Annotated in this window: 13 protein-coding genes; 1 reads left to right on the plus strand and 12 read right to left on the minus strand. The window is 32.4% G+C overall.

Annotated features, from left to right (window positions below; all coding sequences use genetic code 11):
• Nucleotides 1-239: 239 nt before the first annotated feature.
• From cas2 to AABJ49_RS13550, 10 genes are all read right to left on the minus strand, one after another.
• Complete coding sequence (gene cas2 / locus AABJ49_RS13505) at nucleotides 240-587, minus strand: CRISPR-associated endonuclease Cas2 (protein ID WP_338378816.1); 348 nt, start codon at nucleotides 585-587, stop codon at nucleotides 240-242.
• Between the two features lie 188 nt (nucleotides 588-775).
• Nucleotides 776-1,675: a type II CRISPR-associated endonuclease Cas1 gene (cas1, locus tag AABJ49_RS13510; RefSeq protein WP_338378817.1), complete on the minus strand. Its 900-nt coding sequence runs from the start codon at nucleotides 1,673-1,675 to the stop codon at nucleotides 776-778.
• Between the two features lie 3 nt (nucleotides 1,676-1,678).
• Complete coding sequence (gene cas9 / locus AABJ49_RS13515; RefSeq protein ID WP_338378818.1) at nucleotides 1,679-5,539, minus strand: type II CRISPR RNA-guided endonuclease Cas9; 3,861 nt, start codon at nucleotides 5,537-5,539, stop codon at nucleotides 1,679-1,681.
• 203 nt (nucleotides 5,540-5,742) lie between these two features.
• Nucleotides 5,743-6,996 (minus strand): HipA domain-containing protein, encoded by a 1,254-nt coding sequence (locus tag AABJ49_RS13520; protein ID WP_338378819.1) that lies wholly within the window; start codon nucleotides 6,994-6,996, stop codon nucleotides 5,743-5,745.
• A gap of 104 nt (nucleotides 6,997-7,100) precedes the next feature.
• Complete coding sequence (locus tag AABJ49_RS13525; protein WP_140996399.1) at nucleotides 7,101-7,397, minus strand: helix-turn-helix transcriptional regulator; 297 nt, start codon at nucleotides 7,395-7,397, stop codon at nucleotides 7,101-7,103.
• A gap of 573 nt (nucleotides 7,398-7,970) precedes the next feature.
• Nucleotides 7,971-8,600 carry a hypothetical protein gene (locus AABJ49_RS13530; protein ID WP_338378820.1) on the minus strand — a complete coding sequence of 210 codons (630 nt, stop codon included), beginning with the start codon at nucleotides 8,598-8,600 and terminating at the stop codon, nucleotides 7,971-7,973.
• A gap of 184 nt (nucleotides 8,601-8,784) precedes the next feature.
• Nucleotides 8,785-9,408, minus strand: coding sequence for an ATPase (locus AABJ49_RS13535; protein WP_338378821.1), 624 nt, complete (start codon nucleotides 9,406-9,408; stop codon nucleotides 8,785-8,787).
• Nucleotides 9,409-9,569: 161 nt separating this feature from the next.
• Complete coding sequence (locus tag AABJ49_RS13540) at nucleotides 9,570-10,691, minus strand: transcriptional regulator (protein ID WP_338378822.1); 1,122 nt, start codon at nucleotides 10,689-10,691, stop codon at nucleotides 9,570-9,572.
• Between the two features lie 140 nt (nucleotides 10,692-10,831).
• Nucleotides 10,832-11,119 carry a helix-turn-helix domain-containing protein gene (locus AABJ49_RS13545; RefSeq protein WP_338378823.1) on the minus strand — a complete coding sequence of 96 codons (288 nt, stop codon included), beginning with the start codon at nucleotides 11,117-11,119 and terminating at the stop codon, nucleotides 10,832-10,834.
• Between the two features lie 236 nt (nucleotides 11,120-11,355).
• Nucleotides 11,356-13,026 carry a tetratricopeptide repeat protein gene (locus tag AABJ49_RS13550; protein ID WP_338378824.1) on the minus strand — a complete coding sequence of 557 codons (1,671 nt, stop codon included), beginning with the start codon at nucleotides 13,024-13,026 and terminating at the stop codon, nucleotides 11,356-11,358.
• A 354-nt stretch (nucleotides 13,027-13,380) separates the two neighbouring features.
• Here AABJ49_RS13550 and AABJ49_RS13555 point away from each other — a divergent pair, with 354 nt between their 5' ends.
• Entirely contained in the window at nucleotides 13,381-14,112 is a 732-nt protein-coding gene (locus AABJ49_RS13555) for a hypothetical protein (RefSeq protein ID WP_338378825.1), read from the plus strand.
• 588 nt (nucleotides 14,113-14,700) lie between these two features.
• On the opposite strand, the gene AABJ49_RS13560 is transcribed toward AABJ49_RS13555, so the two are convergent.
• Together AABJ49_RS13560 and AABJ49_RS13565 are read right to left on the minus strand one after the other, a co-directional pair.
• Complete coding sequence (locus AABJ49_RS13560; protein WP_338378826.1) at nucleotides 14,701-16,524, minus strand: T9SS type A sorting domain-containing protein; 1,824 nt, start codon at nucleotides 16,522-16,524, stop codon at nucleotides 14,701-14,703.
• A 21-nt stretch (nucleotides 16,525-16,545) separates the two neighbouring features.
• The coding region (locus tag AABJ49_RS13565) for a T9SS type A sorting domain-containing protein (protein WP_338378827.1) at nucleotides 16,546-16,896 on the minus strand (351 nt) is incomplete at its 5' end.

Here is a 16,896-nt window from a genome sequence, read left to right on the forward strand (position 1 = left end):
GTTGTGAATTGCTTTCAAAATTGTATTTTTACTCATGATTCTCAACTTAAAATACCATTACAGTATTTAGACGGTGGTTGTGAATTGCTTTCAAAATTGTATTTTTACTCATGATTCTCAACGTATCAAGCCCTAAAAAGCTGATATGTTGTGAATTATAGTAATGATTACGAAATAAAAAATAATACTATAAGTCTTTTATTTCAAGTTATATAGTCCATTTTTTAAATGCTAGTTTTCTAAAAAAGTTCTAATTGCTGAGAAGGCTTTTCGGTTTCCACAGGCTTTTTACCATAAAATAGTTCCATCATTCCAAATTGTTTGTCTGTAATTTGCATAACTCCTATTTTACCATGTTCGGGTAAACTGTTTTTAATACGTTTGGTATGCACTTCTGCATTCTCTCTACTAGCACAAAAACGCATATAAATAGAAAACTGAAACATTGTAAAACCATCGTCTAGCAATTTCTTTCGAAAGCCAGCAGCAATCTTTCGTTCCTTTTGAGTTTCGGTTGGTAAATCAAAAAAGACTAATATCCACAAACTTCTATATTGGTTTAATCGTGTATAATGATCATTATACATAGTTATTATTTATAATTTCACTTTCATTTTTTTTTGTAACGATGAGTTACAAAATTTCCCGATATGATTAGTACATGAAATGACTTTTATCAAGAAATACTACCTTTTTACAATAGTTAAACTTATTTTATCTTATTGTAATTATTATTTTACAGCATATATAAAAAAGCTACGAATTGTCTGGATTATTATACTCCGTAAACTGGATATAAAATCTTTCTAGCTTTTCCTTCAAAACATTCGTACAAAGAGTTTGTTGTGCGACTCATAGCCACTAACAAAGGACTCCGTTTACCATCAATTACCACATCCATACTCGCAATGCTTAGTAAATGCTTTTTTATTTCAACTGTTAATTCATCATAAGTATCTTCAGTATCCATTATATGACATACTATTAAATCCACATAAGGTCTGTAGGGTTCCATAATATCATCAGCAAGGCAATATGCATTGTACTTGTTTCTATGAAAAATACCTAAACTAGGCAACATACCCGAACTCACTAGAGCACGTGCCGTAATTGCCCTTAGAATTGCATAGCCATAATTCAATGAATTATTAGGAGCTATTCCTTTTTGTCCTCTAGTAAAATGAGGAATAGGAATGAGTTTCTCCCAATAATAAACAGCTGCTCTCGATTCATGGTTTAATGCATCACCTGATGTTACTTCCCTTGCCCATAACTCCATCTTTCGCATGGGTATACCTCTTTCTTTTAATAGACTTGCCTGATTTAAAATTTTAGCACTAATTGTTTGTTGCCACAAATTCTTTTGCAAAGGTACAGAAGCATTTATTTGATGTTTATAGCGTTCAGTTTGCTCACTATGCCCTTGTAAAGGCAATAAAAGTCCTGAAGGCATATGTTGTCCATCACAACTAATTAAAGCCACATTGTTTTGTGTCAGTTTGTCTAATACTCCATTAGTAACAGTAATTTGTTGATTTTCTAAAACAACAATACCTATATCTTCGATTGCTACTGTCTTGGTGTCTTGTTCCTTGTCAGGATAAGACACCACCAATTGTTTGTTTTTGGTACTTAAATAAACAGGATTACCAAAGAAAAGGGTGCGTTTTATCATATTTTAATATTCTCCTTTTTTAGTAATTTCTCCTAAATGGTTTAATCTTACTTTTATAGGGTAAGTTCCTACCAATGCTCCAACACTTTTAAATCTAAAGTATCTTTTCGATTCTTTTGCAGTAGAAATTTTTTTCAATTCTGAGTTTTTCGTTTCCAAATGATGTCTAAACCAGTAATCGTTATTTGATATACTCCAAACCAAATACAAATGTTTACTCAAAAAAGATTTGTCGTTATTTTCTATTGCTTCATCAAATTCTTCTTGTGATAACCCCAAAATGAACATTTCATTTTGTTGCATACTTAACACTAAATTAAGATTATCAGCAGGTAAATTATTTAAAAATGATTCTGGAAGTTCTTTGTCTATTAACTGATTCCAGACCTCAGATGAATTTTTGATAACAGGTGGAATCTTATATTTTTTTCTTTCTACTGCGTGCCAAAAGGTACAACTGTGCTGAACAGGTTTGTTGTCATTATCTTCATAAATTGCAATGTGATGATTGTTCTGAGTATCAACAAAACCGATTTCTTTACCATTTGAATCTTTTTTAATTGGAACAATCGAATTTGCATTTGGTCGTGCAAATAATCTAACTGTCAAAATAGGAATCTGTTTTTTTTCATTAAACCAAATTGTTTCTTTAAAAGCTTCCTTTAGATTATTATTACATTCCTTGACTTTTTCTTTTACAATTTGTTTAATTCTTTCATCAACTATGTCATCAATTTGTTTTAGATTAAGCGTATTTAAATCATATTTCTTTACAGTTACTTCAACATAGCAATCTGCTTTTTCAAGAATTTGTTCTTTATTTATATCTAAATAAATTGGATTTTTTTTCAAAGAAGATAGAGCTAATTTGTTATCATCATTAAATTCTTTTAATCTATCAGAAACTAAATTTCTAATTTTAGGATTAACTATTGAGTGAGTGTTTTCGAATAGATATTTAGGAAGTTTATCTTTTTCAATTATTTTTATTTTTCCATAAACGTACTCTTTATGCAGTGCTCCCCTAGGAACAATGACACCTGTATCTTTATTCTTTCCTGTTGCTTTATACTTGGTTATAGTGGCAACTTTTTTTCCTGCTTTGAATGAAATTAATATTTTGTCAGCTTCTTGTTCTACATATTTTGTGTCGAATTTAATAGGCTTCTGTAAACGCAAATAATCGTCTAACTGTGATAATCTTTCTTTGTGATTTTTTACTAGTTCATTACTATTTTCAAATTCTTTCTCGTCATAATTTTCTCCTAACAGTTTTTTTGCTTCTTTGATTTCCTGTTGCATCAAATCTTTAGTATCGCTAGAATTCAAAGTATTTATTCGCTGAATAAAGCCTTGTTTGGTAGAAGCAACTACTAAAGCATCAATGGCGTGATGGCGATGGTCATCTCTTTTTGTCCAGTTTTCAATTTCTTCTTTTTGATGTTTCCTTTTTCCGTGTTCGCTTGTCCACTCTTTGATGACAGTTTGTCCTAACTCTTTGTATTTAGGCATTTGTAGATTCATTAAAACGTCATCCCATCCCCAAAGATTACGAAGTTTTGCTGTAACACCACCTTCTGTTGTAGTTACATTATTGCATACTTTCTGCAAAATTTCTCTTGCCTTTCGAGAAATATATTGCGTATCTCTTAATTGTCTATCAATGAAGTTTTCCCAAAGTTTTTTATCGGTTTCCGTTTCTTTTCCAAGCTTTTTTCTTTCTAAATATTCTTTGTGGGAAACTTTCAATCTTTGCATTTTACTGTAAGAAATAATTCCTCGTTTGAACCAGTCATCCACACGCTCTGAATATATCCTAATTTGCTCGTCGCCTTTTGTAGCAATGTAATCGTAAGCGGTTTGATTGGTTTTTGTGGAATTACATTTTCTGTGAACCAAAACTTTGTTAGTTTGAGAATCGTCAAATAGTAGAGCTTTTGGTACAATATGGTCAACATCGAAGTCATTACCACTTAAGGCTTCAGTTAAATTAAATGTTTCTCCACAATAGATACATTGATTATTGACCTGAGCGTCTTTCAGGTTTTTGCTGAGTGAAGGAAAAATGAATTTATATTTTTGGATATATCTCCTGGTTTCAGGCAAACCCATTTCCCTTAATCGTTTTCCAATTTCCTCATTAAGTTTTTTGTTTCTTGAATTTTGTAAATCTGCGTCATTTCGTTCATCTTTACTTTGTTTCAGCTCTCGTGCAAGTTCCACTCTAATTTCAAAAGGTTTTCCGTATTGTTCAATAATTGCATTGACTACATTAATCATTTGATTTAGGATTTTCTCTACAATAGGCTGTCTCAAACTATTTTTAGAAAGTAGCTCCAATCTGTCAAAAGTAACTTGCTGTTCTCTTTCATCTTTTGTCAAAGAATTTGAATGGTTGTATCCTGCCAAGCTGCAAGCTTGTGAATAATCATAACCTTCCATCAAAAAAGGAAGAATTTTTCTCATCGATTTGTTCGATTTATTTCCGAATGCCTGTTTGTTAAAATCAATACGAGATAATTTTTCAGCGGTCTCATTATCAAAACCAAACCTTTTGATTAAAGCATTTTTACATTCATCTAAATCTTTAATAGAGTAGATGGTGTGCCACAGTTGGTATAATGGTTCTTTCTCCAATGAAGCGGCTAGTTCTAATCCAGCTCTTTCTTCCAAAATTTCTCCTGTCTTTTTATCCACTAACATTGAAGTATTATCTGATGGAATAATTGACACATCAAAGTTTAGAAGTTCATTATCTCCTAAAATGGAATGAAGTGTAGCATAAGTTTCGTTTCCTTTAATTCCTTTCAAAATTTGTTTATTTGCATAAACATCATTTTTGTTTAGTTTTAAAATTTCAAGAATTTTTGTGAAACTTAAGTTGTCATTTTTAAATAAATATTCTGCTAAAATCTCTTTCTCTTTTAAATCTGGAATTTTCTCTCCCCATTTATATTTGCTTCCTTCTGGATTTTTTACTTTTAAAGTAATTGTATTTACAACTTCCCAAATACGACACAGTTGAAAAAGGGGAGAAGTTTTTGGAGCAACTTTTGGTCCAACAAACACCACTTTGTTTTTATTTTTTTCCTTGTCAAGAATAGTTTTCTCAAAGCCTTCAAATTCGCAAATACTCACTAAGCCTTTTTGAGATTTTAGTTTTCTTTGAAAATAAATAATTTCATTCCTTAATTGTTGAACAACTTCATCTGTTAGAAAATCGTGTTTATCTTTTTGAATAGTGATTATAGAGTCAAACTCTTCAATATAAGCTTCTCTTGGATAAACTTCTTCTTTGATTCTGAAATAAGAGTTGTTGTCATTAGCGTTTTGTAAACCTTCAGAGAAAAATTGTCCAATAGTTTGATTTCTATCTTTCAACTGGGCATATCGTCCTTTCACCGCCTGAACATAATCCGTATCTTTTTTATCCGCATTAGCTTCACTTCTTGCAGATTTATATCCTCTTTTTTGGTTAAGCATATAAAAAATACGCCCTAATTGTTCAGCAGATATATTTTCATTAGGATTAGCAGCATCACTTCTTAATTTCCATAAATCAAGCATTGGAAGTTTCAATAATTCTTCTGAAGGGAAAATATTGTATTTCTTTAGAATCTTCTTTAAGTCGCTTTTTCTCAATTGTTTTCGGTCATATCCTTTTCGCTGAGTACGACTAACTGTTCTGCTTTGATTCTTTGTGATTGATAAGCCTCTTTGAAATTCTTCCTTGTCATTTGATGATAGTGGAATTATTCGAGAACCCATTGCAATAATGCGAATTGGTATGTTATTTTCATTAACTTCAATCAACGCCCACCCAATACTATTTGTTCCCAAATCTAATCCTAAAATTTTTTTCATATTGAACTATATTTATAGTGAATATTCTTGTAATATCTATTGAATCAATAAAAGTAGAAAAAAAATAATTAGTATTATTATGGTTATCCTCATTAGAACATTAAAACTTTTTTGTATTATTGCATTACAATTAGAAAGCAATTCACAATAAGGATTATTCCGTTGTGAAAACATTTAGTGCCTCGACTATCTTCGGGGCTTTTTTATTCTAAATTATGAAATGCTTTTTCCATCAATTCTTGTTCGCTTCTAGAAATACCAATTTGATTCGCAATGTTTTTCCAATTGTTTGTAACCGTAAGGACTTCTTTTATTATTATTTCCATTTGATCTTTGTTTAGCCTAAAATATTCGCCTACTTCTTTAGCGAGTTCAAAGTCTAAAGCATTATTATCTGTATTGATGTTGAGAGCCAATCCGTCCTTATCAATCGATGGATTGAGGTCGTATGCTGGTGATAAAATCCAACCTTCTTTGGTTAGTATAAATCCGTGGTTTCTTAAGTGGTCATCAGTATTGGAAATAGCAATATTGAAAATGATTCTTCGCCATAGTTGGTGTAGGTTAGCTTCAATGTTTACTCCGTGATTGCTGATAAATTCTGCAATGTCAAGATAGCTTGCTTGGTCGTCTCGAATGGTGTCTTCGTTATTTCCAGTCATTGTCATTGCGGATGCAAAGTGGATTCGTTCTCCGTTTTCTCGATCGAAGCGTTTTGTGAAAAAGGTGTGGTGTTTTCCTAAAATTCTTTCCATACGACAAGGTGCCATTTCAATTCCAGCCTTAGTTGCCAATTGATAAGATAAAAATTCCCAAGCTGCTTTGTCAATGGTATCTGTCTTGGATGGAAATTTGGCAATCCAAAGACTTTTATCTGTGTCTAAAATATTGGCTTTAGGTCGTGCTCCACCTAGTGAAGAACCTGGAGCCATCAATACCGTTAACCATCTGTTTACTTCTTCATTATGCACATCATTTTCAAAGATATGTGCTGCGTTCTGCAACTCTCTAATGGACGACCAAGGTGGTGTGGGAGCAGTTTTATTATTGTCTAAGAAGTCTCCATCTGGATCTGTTTTAAAACGCAATGCTCCCATACGACTTTCATCGTAAACTCCTAACAAATAATCAATGTCGTAGAGTGTTTTAGGTTTTTCTTTTTTCTCTTTTGCCTTTTGTGCTTCTCTACGTTTCATTAGTGTGCGTCCCCAAGTATCGGGCATACTGTCGAGAAAAATGCCGAAGTTCTCTTTTTGATTTGGATATTGTGGCCCACCATACAATTGTATGTCGGGGTCGAGTAAGAATTTTTGTCCTGATTTTAGCCAGTCTTTATCGTACTCGAAGCTAAATGCTTTCTTGCCTTTGGCTTGTTGTGCTGACAAAGCACCAATTATTTTTGGTTCTTGCATGCCGTTCCAGTGAGCATAAACGTATATATCGGTTTTTGTGGACATTTTAGACTGTTTTATTTTTTAATTTAAAAGGTTCTCGATACAATTTTCACTCCATTGCATTGCGTGAAAATCACTCGAACTGACGTTTCATTTATATTTTATAGTTATTTTAAAAGTTCGAGGTCTTGTAGTTTTCTTCCCAGTTCGTCGTCTGCGGCTAGTTTTAGAAAATCATCTTGTAGACCTAATACTCGTAGTACATTGAAATAGGCACCCATAGCCACACTTGGGCTTCCCTGCTCAATTAAGTGTAAGGTTGACCTCGCAATATCAGCTCTTTCCGCTACTTGAATCATCGTAAGTTTTCGCCTTTTACGAGCCATCTTTACATTTTCTCCCATCTGCTCTAATACTTTCTCATATTTTGGAAAAACAGATTGCTTTTTACTGGTAGTTGCCATGTCAAATGTTTGTTATTCTGTACAAATATACTATTTATGTCTGAAATAACAAACATAAATGTTTTTAGTTATGATATAACTTTGGCAAAAAAAACCAACTTTTTGCCAAAATCATGTAGCAAATTTCTTTTGTTGCTTATTGTGATATACATTGTATTGCAAACAATAAACCAAAATAATGATAGTAAACTAATGTGGTTTATTGTGTAAAAACAGGTTTATTGTTTTGTTTCTTAGGTGTTTACTTTTTCAATTTTTTTCACCCACTTATTCACCCACTTTTAGATGTTAATTTCTCTTGAATTGAAAATGATTATTTTTATTATTCAATAAATCAATAGTTTAGCAATATGACATAAAGCAATTTTAGGTTAATTATCTACCCACCTTTTCTACCCACTTTCTTTATTTTGTCCCAAATTTGGTCAATAATTGGGACAAAATTTTGTAATGCGATTGTTTTCTGATTTTTTATGATATGTAGTTCAAAGGTGAGGGTTAAACTCACTAGACTGATATAAAATATAATTTATCAGTTAAGTTTTGTCAGTAAACGCTGTTTATTGCCAAAACTTAATCGTATTCAAAAGTGTCAATAAAAAACTTTAAATTGTATAATTCAAGTACGCAATCGTCTTCTAAATCTTCGTTTTTTAGCTGGTCTATTTCGATAAAAGATAGGTCATTTGCAAATGATTTTTCACCGATTAGGTGTTCAATAAGTGTATAAACTGCTTCTCGAAGTCTTGAGTTTTCTTTGTGGATGATGTAATTTTTGAGTAATACTCTTATTCCCAAATCGGTTAGTTTGTTTGGGTTTTCTAATGGGATGAAATACATTTCGCTTATTCGTATACTGATGCCGCAATAGTTTAATGGTTTGTCAGTTCCATTTTCGTATTTTTCTATATTCATCTCGGGTTGGAGGAATGCGGTTGTTTTCCAACGGTTTATTTTTGGTGCGTGGTGGACCAATAACTCTACTTCTTTGAAAAGATATGGATTTCCATTTGCGGTAATTATTAATTCTGCATTAGTTTTTTTGTTTTTTATAATTATTCCTAAGTCTTTATTGTAGTGGTGTAAATGATATAATAGTTTATCGAATTGATTTTTTAGTTCATCTTGTGGTACTTCTGTTAGAAGAAGGAAGACGAAATTGTTTTGTTGGAAGTAGTTCCAGAAAGTTGTTATTTGATTCATGTTGTTTTAATGGTTTCAAGTTTCAGGTTGTTGGAACGCGGATGAAACGGATGATTCACAACGCGGATTTACACGGATTTTATTTTTTAAAGGTTCTCGATTAGCTACGCTCAGTTCGGCTATAGCCTCGGGTCATTCTAATAAAATAGCTGGTCGCAATTTTATTGAAACACTCGAACTGACGTTAGCGTTTGTCTGGTGTTGATTTGTCATAAGCTATTAAGTTTACCATTTGTCTTAATCTAGAACGAACTCGGTTGCCATATTGTTTTTCAATTTCTGATGCTGATAGGTTAGTGGTTATGTGGGTTTGGAGTTTTTTTGAAATAAATAGATCATATCTGCTTAATAGAATTTCTGCCATTACATTGCATTCGTTTCCGTAATATTTTAGGTTGTTTTCTGTTCCTAAATCGTCAAAGCAATAGGTTCTTGGTTCTGCTTGGTATAGTTTTCCTTTTGAATACCGATGTATTATTTCGTAACCGTCTTGTATGAATTCAAAGCTAATGTCTCGGCATGGTTTTACTGAATATTTGTTTTCTGTAGGTGCTAGGTATTTCATTAGGTTCATTAGTGAGGTTTTTCCACAGCCTATTGGTCCGGATAATAATAGTCCTTTGTTGAGGTTGATGTTGTACTGAAAGCAGCTTGGCTCGTCTTTGAGGAAGTAAGCAATTAATTTGTACACTATTTGATAATCTGTTTCTATTATTTTGAAATGATTGCCATAAAGTTCAACTCCTTTGTTTTCGAGCCAATTGATTACTTCGGTGTAGGTGTAGTGGGATTTTATATTTTCATTCATTGGGTTGTTTTTTGTTCGCTGAAGCGAAGGTTTTGGAACACGGATGACACAGATTTCACGGATTTTCACGGATTTTTTAGTTTTAACCGCGAAGACTGCAAAGGATTACGCAAGTTTCGCAACGGATGAGATACTGAAACAAGTTCAGTATTACAAAAAGACTATAATGGCTCTGAATAATCTTTGTCGGTGGTTGTGTTAAGTTGTTTTGCTCTGTTGTGTAGTTCTGGATTTGAAATAAATTTTGGTGCGTTAATCATCCAATTTTGTGCTGCTGCTTGCCAATCGATCATGGGTGTTTTGCCTCCGACTAGCCAACCTACACTGGAGAAGTAATTGAAAAATTTTTGAGCTTCGATTTCTGGGAAGTTATTTTTTTGGAAGTAGGATTTGACTTTTTCTAATTTTGGCTTCTCGACTACGCTCGAAGTGACGGTAAATTCATCTCTTTCTTTTTTTGCGGAACTTTTTTGCTGACTGGTTACAGTGTGCTCCGCATTATAGTCAGCGAATGCCGGATAAGACGATTTTGCTTTTTCATTAACTATTTTTTCCGGCATTTCTTTTTCTTCTTTTTTAGCGGAATTTTTTTGCCAACTATTTTTTATTTGATTTTCATTGGAGTTGGCGAATGCAGAATTTTCATTCTGTATTTCTTCTTTTTCTTTTTTCGCGGAACTTTTTTCTTTTTGCTGACCATCTTGAGTTTGTTTTTTATTGGTGTCAGCGAATGCTGATTGCATTTCTGAATTTTGATTTTTTAATTGAAAATTATTTATTTCTTGAAATTTTTTTGCTTGCTGGTTCAAGTTTGAAACGTTTTCAATGTTTAAATTGTTTGTATTGTTTATATAGTTTATAGAAGGTACTACTGCTTGTTCAGTACTTGTCTCACTGCTAGTACAAGACTTGTTTGAAGCTTGTTTAGAAGCAGGTTCAATAAGAGGTTCATTTTTTGGTTTTCTTTCTGATTTTGGTTGAGGTTTTAAATCGTCTGAAAAATTAAATAAATAAACGTGACTTCCTCTGAATGGATTATAGGATGGTTCGTACTTGATATATCCTAAACTGTGTAAGTTCTTCAGGCATTTGTGGTATGTTGCTTTCGAACTAATTTTACTTATTCTCATTACTTCATCCCGAGATATACTAATTGGGTTTTTAAATCTGTTGCAGTTCCAACATTGGAAAAGTGCTATGTAAAGACTTATATGTGTTGGATTTAAAGTTTTGTCTTGAACGACTTTTTCGAAAAAGCCTGTTAGGTGTTTTATGTAGTTCATTTTTTTTAGTGATTAGTGATTAGTGAAGAGTGACTAGTGATTAGTGATTAGCAAATAGTGATTAGTAACTAGTAACTAGTGATTAGCAAATAGTATTAAGTATTAAGTATTAACAGATTGCTTCGTTCCTTGCAATGACATTACTTGAATAGGGTTGGAACTGCATCTACTTTATTACCGTTTAGGAGTTTGTTGATGTCTGTATTGTCGTAATACATTATACTTCCAATTTTGGTGTATTTTAGTGTGCCGTTAATGCGAAGGTTTTGTAAAGTGCCAGGTGAAATGTTTAGGAGTTTGCGAACTTCAGCAGACTTGAGCCACTTTTTTTGTTGTTGTGTGTTGTTTGTAATGATTTCATTTACATCATTAAGTAGTTGTTTTCTAAATTCTACCAGATCTTCTTGGGTAATTAAATTTACAGTCATACCTATGTTTTAGTTTGTTATGGTGCAAATTTGTTTGTTTTGGTTTGATTTGTATCACAAGTGTTTCAGAAGTTGTGATGGATTTTTTTTAGTGAGGAGTGAAGGGTGAGGAGGGATTTGGGGAGTGGGAGATAGGGGGAGATAGGGGGAAAGAGGGAAAGAGGGAAAAGGGAGAAAAGGGAGAAAAGGGAGAAAATAGAGAATAGAATATAGAACATAGAAGGAGTGCTATTTTTTTATGATATTTCTTGTTGTTTTAGTTGTGCGATGAAGTAAGTTGGGGAGATTTTGGTTTTGTTTTTGAAGGCTCTTGTGAAGTTTTGTGTGGAGCGGAAGCCTGCTTCTTCTCCTAATGCTTTGTTGGTATAGTTTCTGAATTTGTTTTCGTTTTTTAGTTTTTCTACTATGTAATCTATTTTTAAGTCGGTTATATAGTCGATTGATCCTTTACCTCTATGTTTTGCTATAATCTTGCTTGCATATTTTGTGTTAGTATTTAGTATAGTTGCCAGTTTACTTAAGTTCATCTCTTTTTCTAAATATTTTTGATTTTTTTCAAATTTATCTAGGTTTTTTAATACTTGTTCGACAATTTCGTGCTTAATTTCAAGTTCCTCATTTGTATAGTTTGAAACGTTTCTTTTTGAAGGATTTGTTTTCATTAATTCATCAAATTTGGCTTTAAATTTCTTTTTGTCATTGTAGTGTTTAGCTGTTATAAAAACTATAATTATTGCTAATGTTGTAAAGATTGTATAATACACTTTACTTTTTGTTTTCATTGCATTCTCAATTTCTAATTTTTCTCCTATTAATTTTTTCGTATCATATTCTTTAAATATTTTTTGAGCTAAATACTTATAGTTTTTATCCATCAATTTATCTACTTCAATTAACTTGTTGATATACTTTAATTGGGCTTTTAAATTGTCTTGTTTTGCATACCACTTAATTAAGAGTTCATAGTTTTCTCTTAATTCTGGTTTAGTGTACTTATGTTCTTTAAATGCGTTATCTACTTTTAGTAAATAGGGTATGGCTTTTTCTTCTTGCTTTAATGCCCAAAAGCTTTTTCCTATATAAAAATAGGCTACTGTTTCATTTGCAATGTCCTTTTTTTCTTGTATGCTAGGAAGCAGTAGTTTTAAATTATTAATTGCTTTTTTATATTCTTTTTTAAAATATTGATTTACAGCTTCAGCATGTTTGAAGTACATTTCCATTTCTGAATTTTCAAGCTCTTTACTTTCTAATAAACCTAATTCATTATAATATGTACTTTGATTGTAATTCCCCAGCTTATTGTAACAAAGAGCTAATGAATGTAAGGTGTTAAGATAACCACGATCATTTTCTTCTTCAAAATAAGTAAGACAATCTCTAAATAAAGCGATAGCCTCATCATAAAAGCCTAAATAATACTTAGTATGCGCAATAGAATACTTTACTTTATAAATAGTGTATTCATCTTTAGTTATGGAAATATATTTTTCAGCTAAAATGTAATAATCTAATGCTTTGGTCACCTCTTTTTTATCGTAGTACATTATTCCTTTTGTTAGGTATGCTGTTCCTATTAACTTATTGTCTTTTGATTTTTTGGCAAAAAATAATAAGCTATCCGCATAGTGAAGTAAATGTTCCTTGTTTTCTAGGTACATTATTGTTCTGTAAGCTTTGTCTATTTGACTCCAGTTTTGTTCTGACTTCGATTTTAATAACCAAGTTTTAGCATAAGCAATACTTTTTTCTTTTTCCTGATTATTAATGGTTTTCAATTCTAGATCATTCAAACTTTTGTTTTTCAGACTATCTGGTATGATAAATTTATTTGTTTGAGCTTTTGTTTGATGCGTTACAATTGATATAATCATCGTAAACCACATCATTTTTTTTAAATTCTTCATATAAATGGGGCTTATATAAAACATTTTAAGGAATGATTATTAGACTTTTTTTGTAAGAATAAAATTAGCTAAAATTAATTTAAGATTAGACAAACGTTAATTTAAGTTTGCTACTAGCTGCTAAATAATGCGTTGCAATAGATTAGCATAACCTTCAAAAATTTGTGTATTTAATTCGGGAATTGAATACCTCTAATTCGGGAATTGCACACTAGATGAGTTGTGAGGTCTAGGATCTGCGTATAGTTTTGTCTCGAATTCAAGATCTATTGCTACATGTAAGCATGTATTGTTCAGATTAGCTCGAGTGAAATGAACTGACAAAAAAATCAGTTCCATTTTAAAAATTAATTTATGAAATTTTTTATTTTATGTTTAGTCGTTTTTCCTTTTTGTATATCTTGTACTGATGTTTCAGATCTTAGTACTGTTTCAGGTACAGCAAATCCAAATGATTATTTGTTTACTAGTAAGCTTGGTGAAACTAGTCCAGCAAATCCATTAAATCCATATGATATTGCTGGTCAATTGCATACTGAATTGTATACTGCTTATTATGAAGAGGATAGTTTAGCTGTTGAATTATCAGCTATTTTAGATCGTGTACTAGTTGTTTCTGCTCAGAATGAAACCTTTGTGTCTTTATCAACAAGTTCCTATTCGATAGATAGTACAACCCTATCGAGTTTAATAGGTAAGATAAGTTGCTGTTCTGTTGAGGTAATCGAAAACTCTTTAGCTACTGATGAAGCTGCACTTAGTTTGCAAAGTTTTATTTCAACCCTTGTTCCTCTGTGTGATGAAGAGGATGACTACAATATCATTTATTCTTTCATAACTTCCTATGAGAATACAGTTTTAGGATCTAAAAACATACCTGCATCCGATAAGCAAGTTATTTTGATTACTACATCTATAATTCGTTATTCCACTTATGAACGCAAGAAACGACCTAAAAAGAATACTGATCCAGAATGGGATTTGATGATTGGTAATATTATTGGAAGTGTTGATGGTGCTTCTGAAGGTATTGAAGCTGCTGTTTTAAAGTCTTTGCTTTGTGGAATTGTTGAGAATGGGGAGTAGTGAGAAGTGAGGAGTGAGGAGGGAGAAGTGAGAAGTGAGGAGGGAGGAGAGGGAAAAGGGATTAGGGGAGTGGGAGAAAGGGAGAAAGGTATTAGTGAGGAGGGATAAGGGATAAGTGAGGAGGGAGGAGTGAAAATTGCGAATTATTTTAAGAAAAGGCTGCCTTATGGTGGCCTTTTTTTTTAGGAGAGGGGTAATTGGTGATTGGTGATGGGTGATTGGTTTGAGTGGGATACTGAATCAAGTTCAGCATGACAAGTTTGTGGAAGTGGTTTGTGGAGTTCTAGTGTGTTCCTTCCGTTGTTGGGATGACAAGATTGTGGGTAAATGGAATAAGGGAAAAGGGATAAGTGAAGCGTGAGGTGAGAAGCGTGAGGAGGGAAGAGTGAATGGAGTTTTATGTGGGTTAGCTAGCTTGTTGGGATGACAAGTTTATGGCGATGCACTTTGTGTGGGAAAATGGAGCTAGTTAAAGGGTGCTATTTTATAGTTGTATTATTATCGTTGTTAAAACACAAAATAATAAGAAAGAAACTGAAAACCATGATTTTTGACTTTCAGTTTCTTAATGTTTAAAAAAACGAAAGATTAATTCTTACTTAATTTATAACTATTCAACTTACCTTTTTTATCATCCAACTGCAACACATAAATACCACTACTTAAATTATCCATAGTTATGCGATTGTTTTCTACTCCAACAACTCCTTTTTGTACGCAAACTCCAGTTATTGCATATAAAGCATAGTTGTATTCTTGGTTTATGTTTTGGAGTTCTACTGCATAATTTGTTGGGTTTGGGTATAGATTAATGTTTTGTGATTCAAAAGTTTCATTGGCTAGCGGTGTGCAGGCTTGTGTGGCAAATTTGGTGATGAAAAAATCACTATTACCCCCATTACTGTAATAGTCTACATTGTTACTATCAGTAAGTTGATAACCGATATAGCCACCTAACAAAAGATCCCCATTGTTATCTAGTGTCATTTTAGTAAAGCCGTCATCAAAACCGTTATTACCTAATAAACGATTTAAAGAAGTACAATTACCTGTAACAGGGTCAAAGGTAGCTAATAATGGATCTCCACCATTGTTAGGGCCAGGACCATTAATAGTTTGAGTGTCCCAATTCATAATACCACTTCTTATACTACCACTAAAAAGAACTTTATCAATGTATGAATTATAAAGAATTTGCGGAACTAAACCTTGAGCTGCACCTACTATACCATTGTTTGATGTGTAATAATTTGCCCAACTATAACTTGTTAAATCAGAGTTGCATTTCATAATAAAAGCAGTAGCTCCAGTATTAGCTGCAACACTCCAACCAATGAAACTACCTCCAAAAAAACTGTTTCCTTCTCCAGTTAAGTATACGTTATTTTGAGCATCAAAATCTATACTGGTAATATTCATTGAAGTTCCGGTAGTTTCTCTATGCCATTGGTATTGTCCTAAGGTGTTAAAACAAATAATTTTAGAAAAGGCATTTGAAAGTGTATTGCCTCCGGCTGTAATAGTGTTATTACTATTACTATTATAGGCATGAATGGCATAAAAATATCCATTATAAGGATTGCGATACCATCTTACTTCACTACTAATGCTAGACGACACCTCTAAATCAAAAACTGTTGCACTTATAAAAGAACCACTAGTATCATATTTAAGTACATAATATAAAAAAGGTAGACTTGTGTTGTTATTGCTAAAAGCACCGTTTTCGTAGCTACCTTGAGGTAATTGAACTATCCAATGGATAACATCATTCACAATATAAAAATTGCGTACAATTCGAATATTATTTGCCAACGAACTGCTAATAGGATTATGGACAAAATGAATCCGTTGAAAAACACCATTCGTATTGAATTTAGTTAAAAACACTTGCTGGCAAGAAGTACTGGTGTTAGTAGAGGTAAAATCTATAGAAATGTTATCTCCAATACGAGGTATAGAATAATAAGGATCACTGCCATTATTTTCGCTGCATTGAGTCGTTCTACCTGATACATACACATTATCTTGGGTATCAATTACTACACCAGAAGGATAATCTAATCCACCTCCTCCAAAGACTTTGTGCCAACGATAAGTACCGTTACAAGTATAGCTTATAAGCATAAAATCTTCACGATTTGGATTGGCTTCATAAGTTGTTACAGTAATTGGAGCATTATTATTTACTTGCACACCATCTTTAGTGACAACCGATAATACATAGACATTTCGCTGACTATCCGTTGCCATATCAATTACTTGTTCATCGTCAAAATATTGATTGCCATTTGTGGTATTAGTTCCTCCTCCCGATTGCAACCATTTGAAGCTTTGGGAAAATAGGGTGATGGGTAGTAGGAAAAAGGTAATGGATAATAGGTAATGGGTTATGGGTAGTTTTGATTTCATGTTGGGTGTTTAAAAAAAATACTAGTCCTTAATTAATTTATAACTACTCAACTTACCGTTTTTATCATCCAGTTGCAACACATAGATACCACTACTTAAATTTTCAACATTTATATGATTGTTTTCTAAACTCACACTTCCTTTTTGAACACAAACACCAGTTATTGCATATAAAGCATAGTTGTATTCTTGGTTTATGTTTTGGAGTTCTACTGCATAATTTGTTGGGTTTGGGTATAGATTAATGTTTTGTGATTCAAAAGTTTCATTGGCTAGCGGTGTGCAGGCTTGTGTGGCAAATTTGGTGATGAAAAAATCACTATTACCCCCATTACTGTAATAGTCTACATTGTTACTATCAGTAAGTTGATA

Origin of the sequence: uncultured Flavobacterium sp., assembly GCF_963922255.1 — a bacterium.
In the GTDB taxonomy this organism is placed as follows: domain Bacteria; phylum Bacteroidota; class Bacteroidia; order Flavobacteriales; family Flavobacteriaceae; genus Flavobacterium.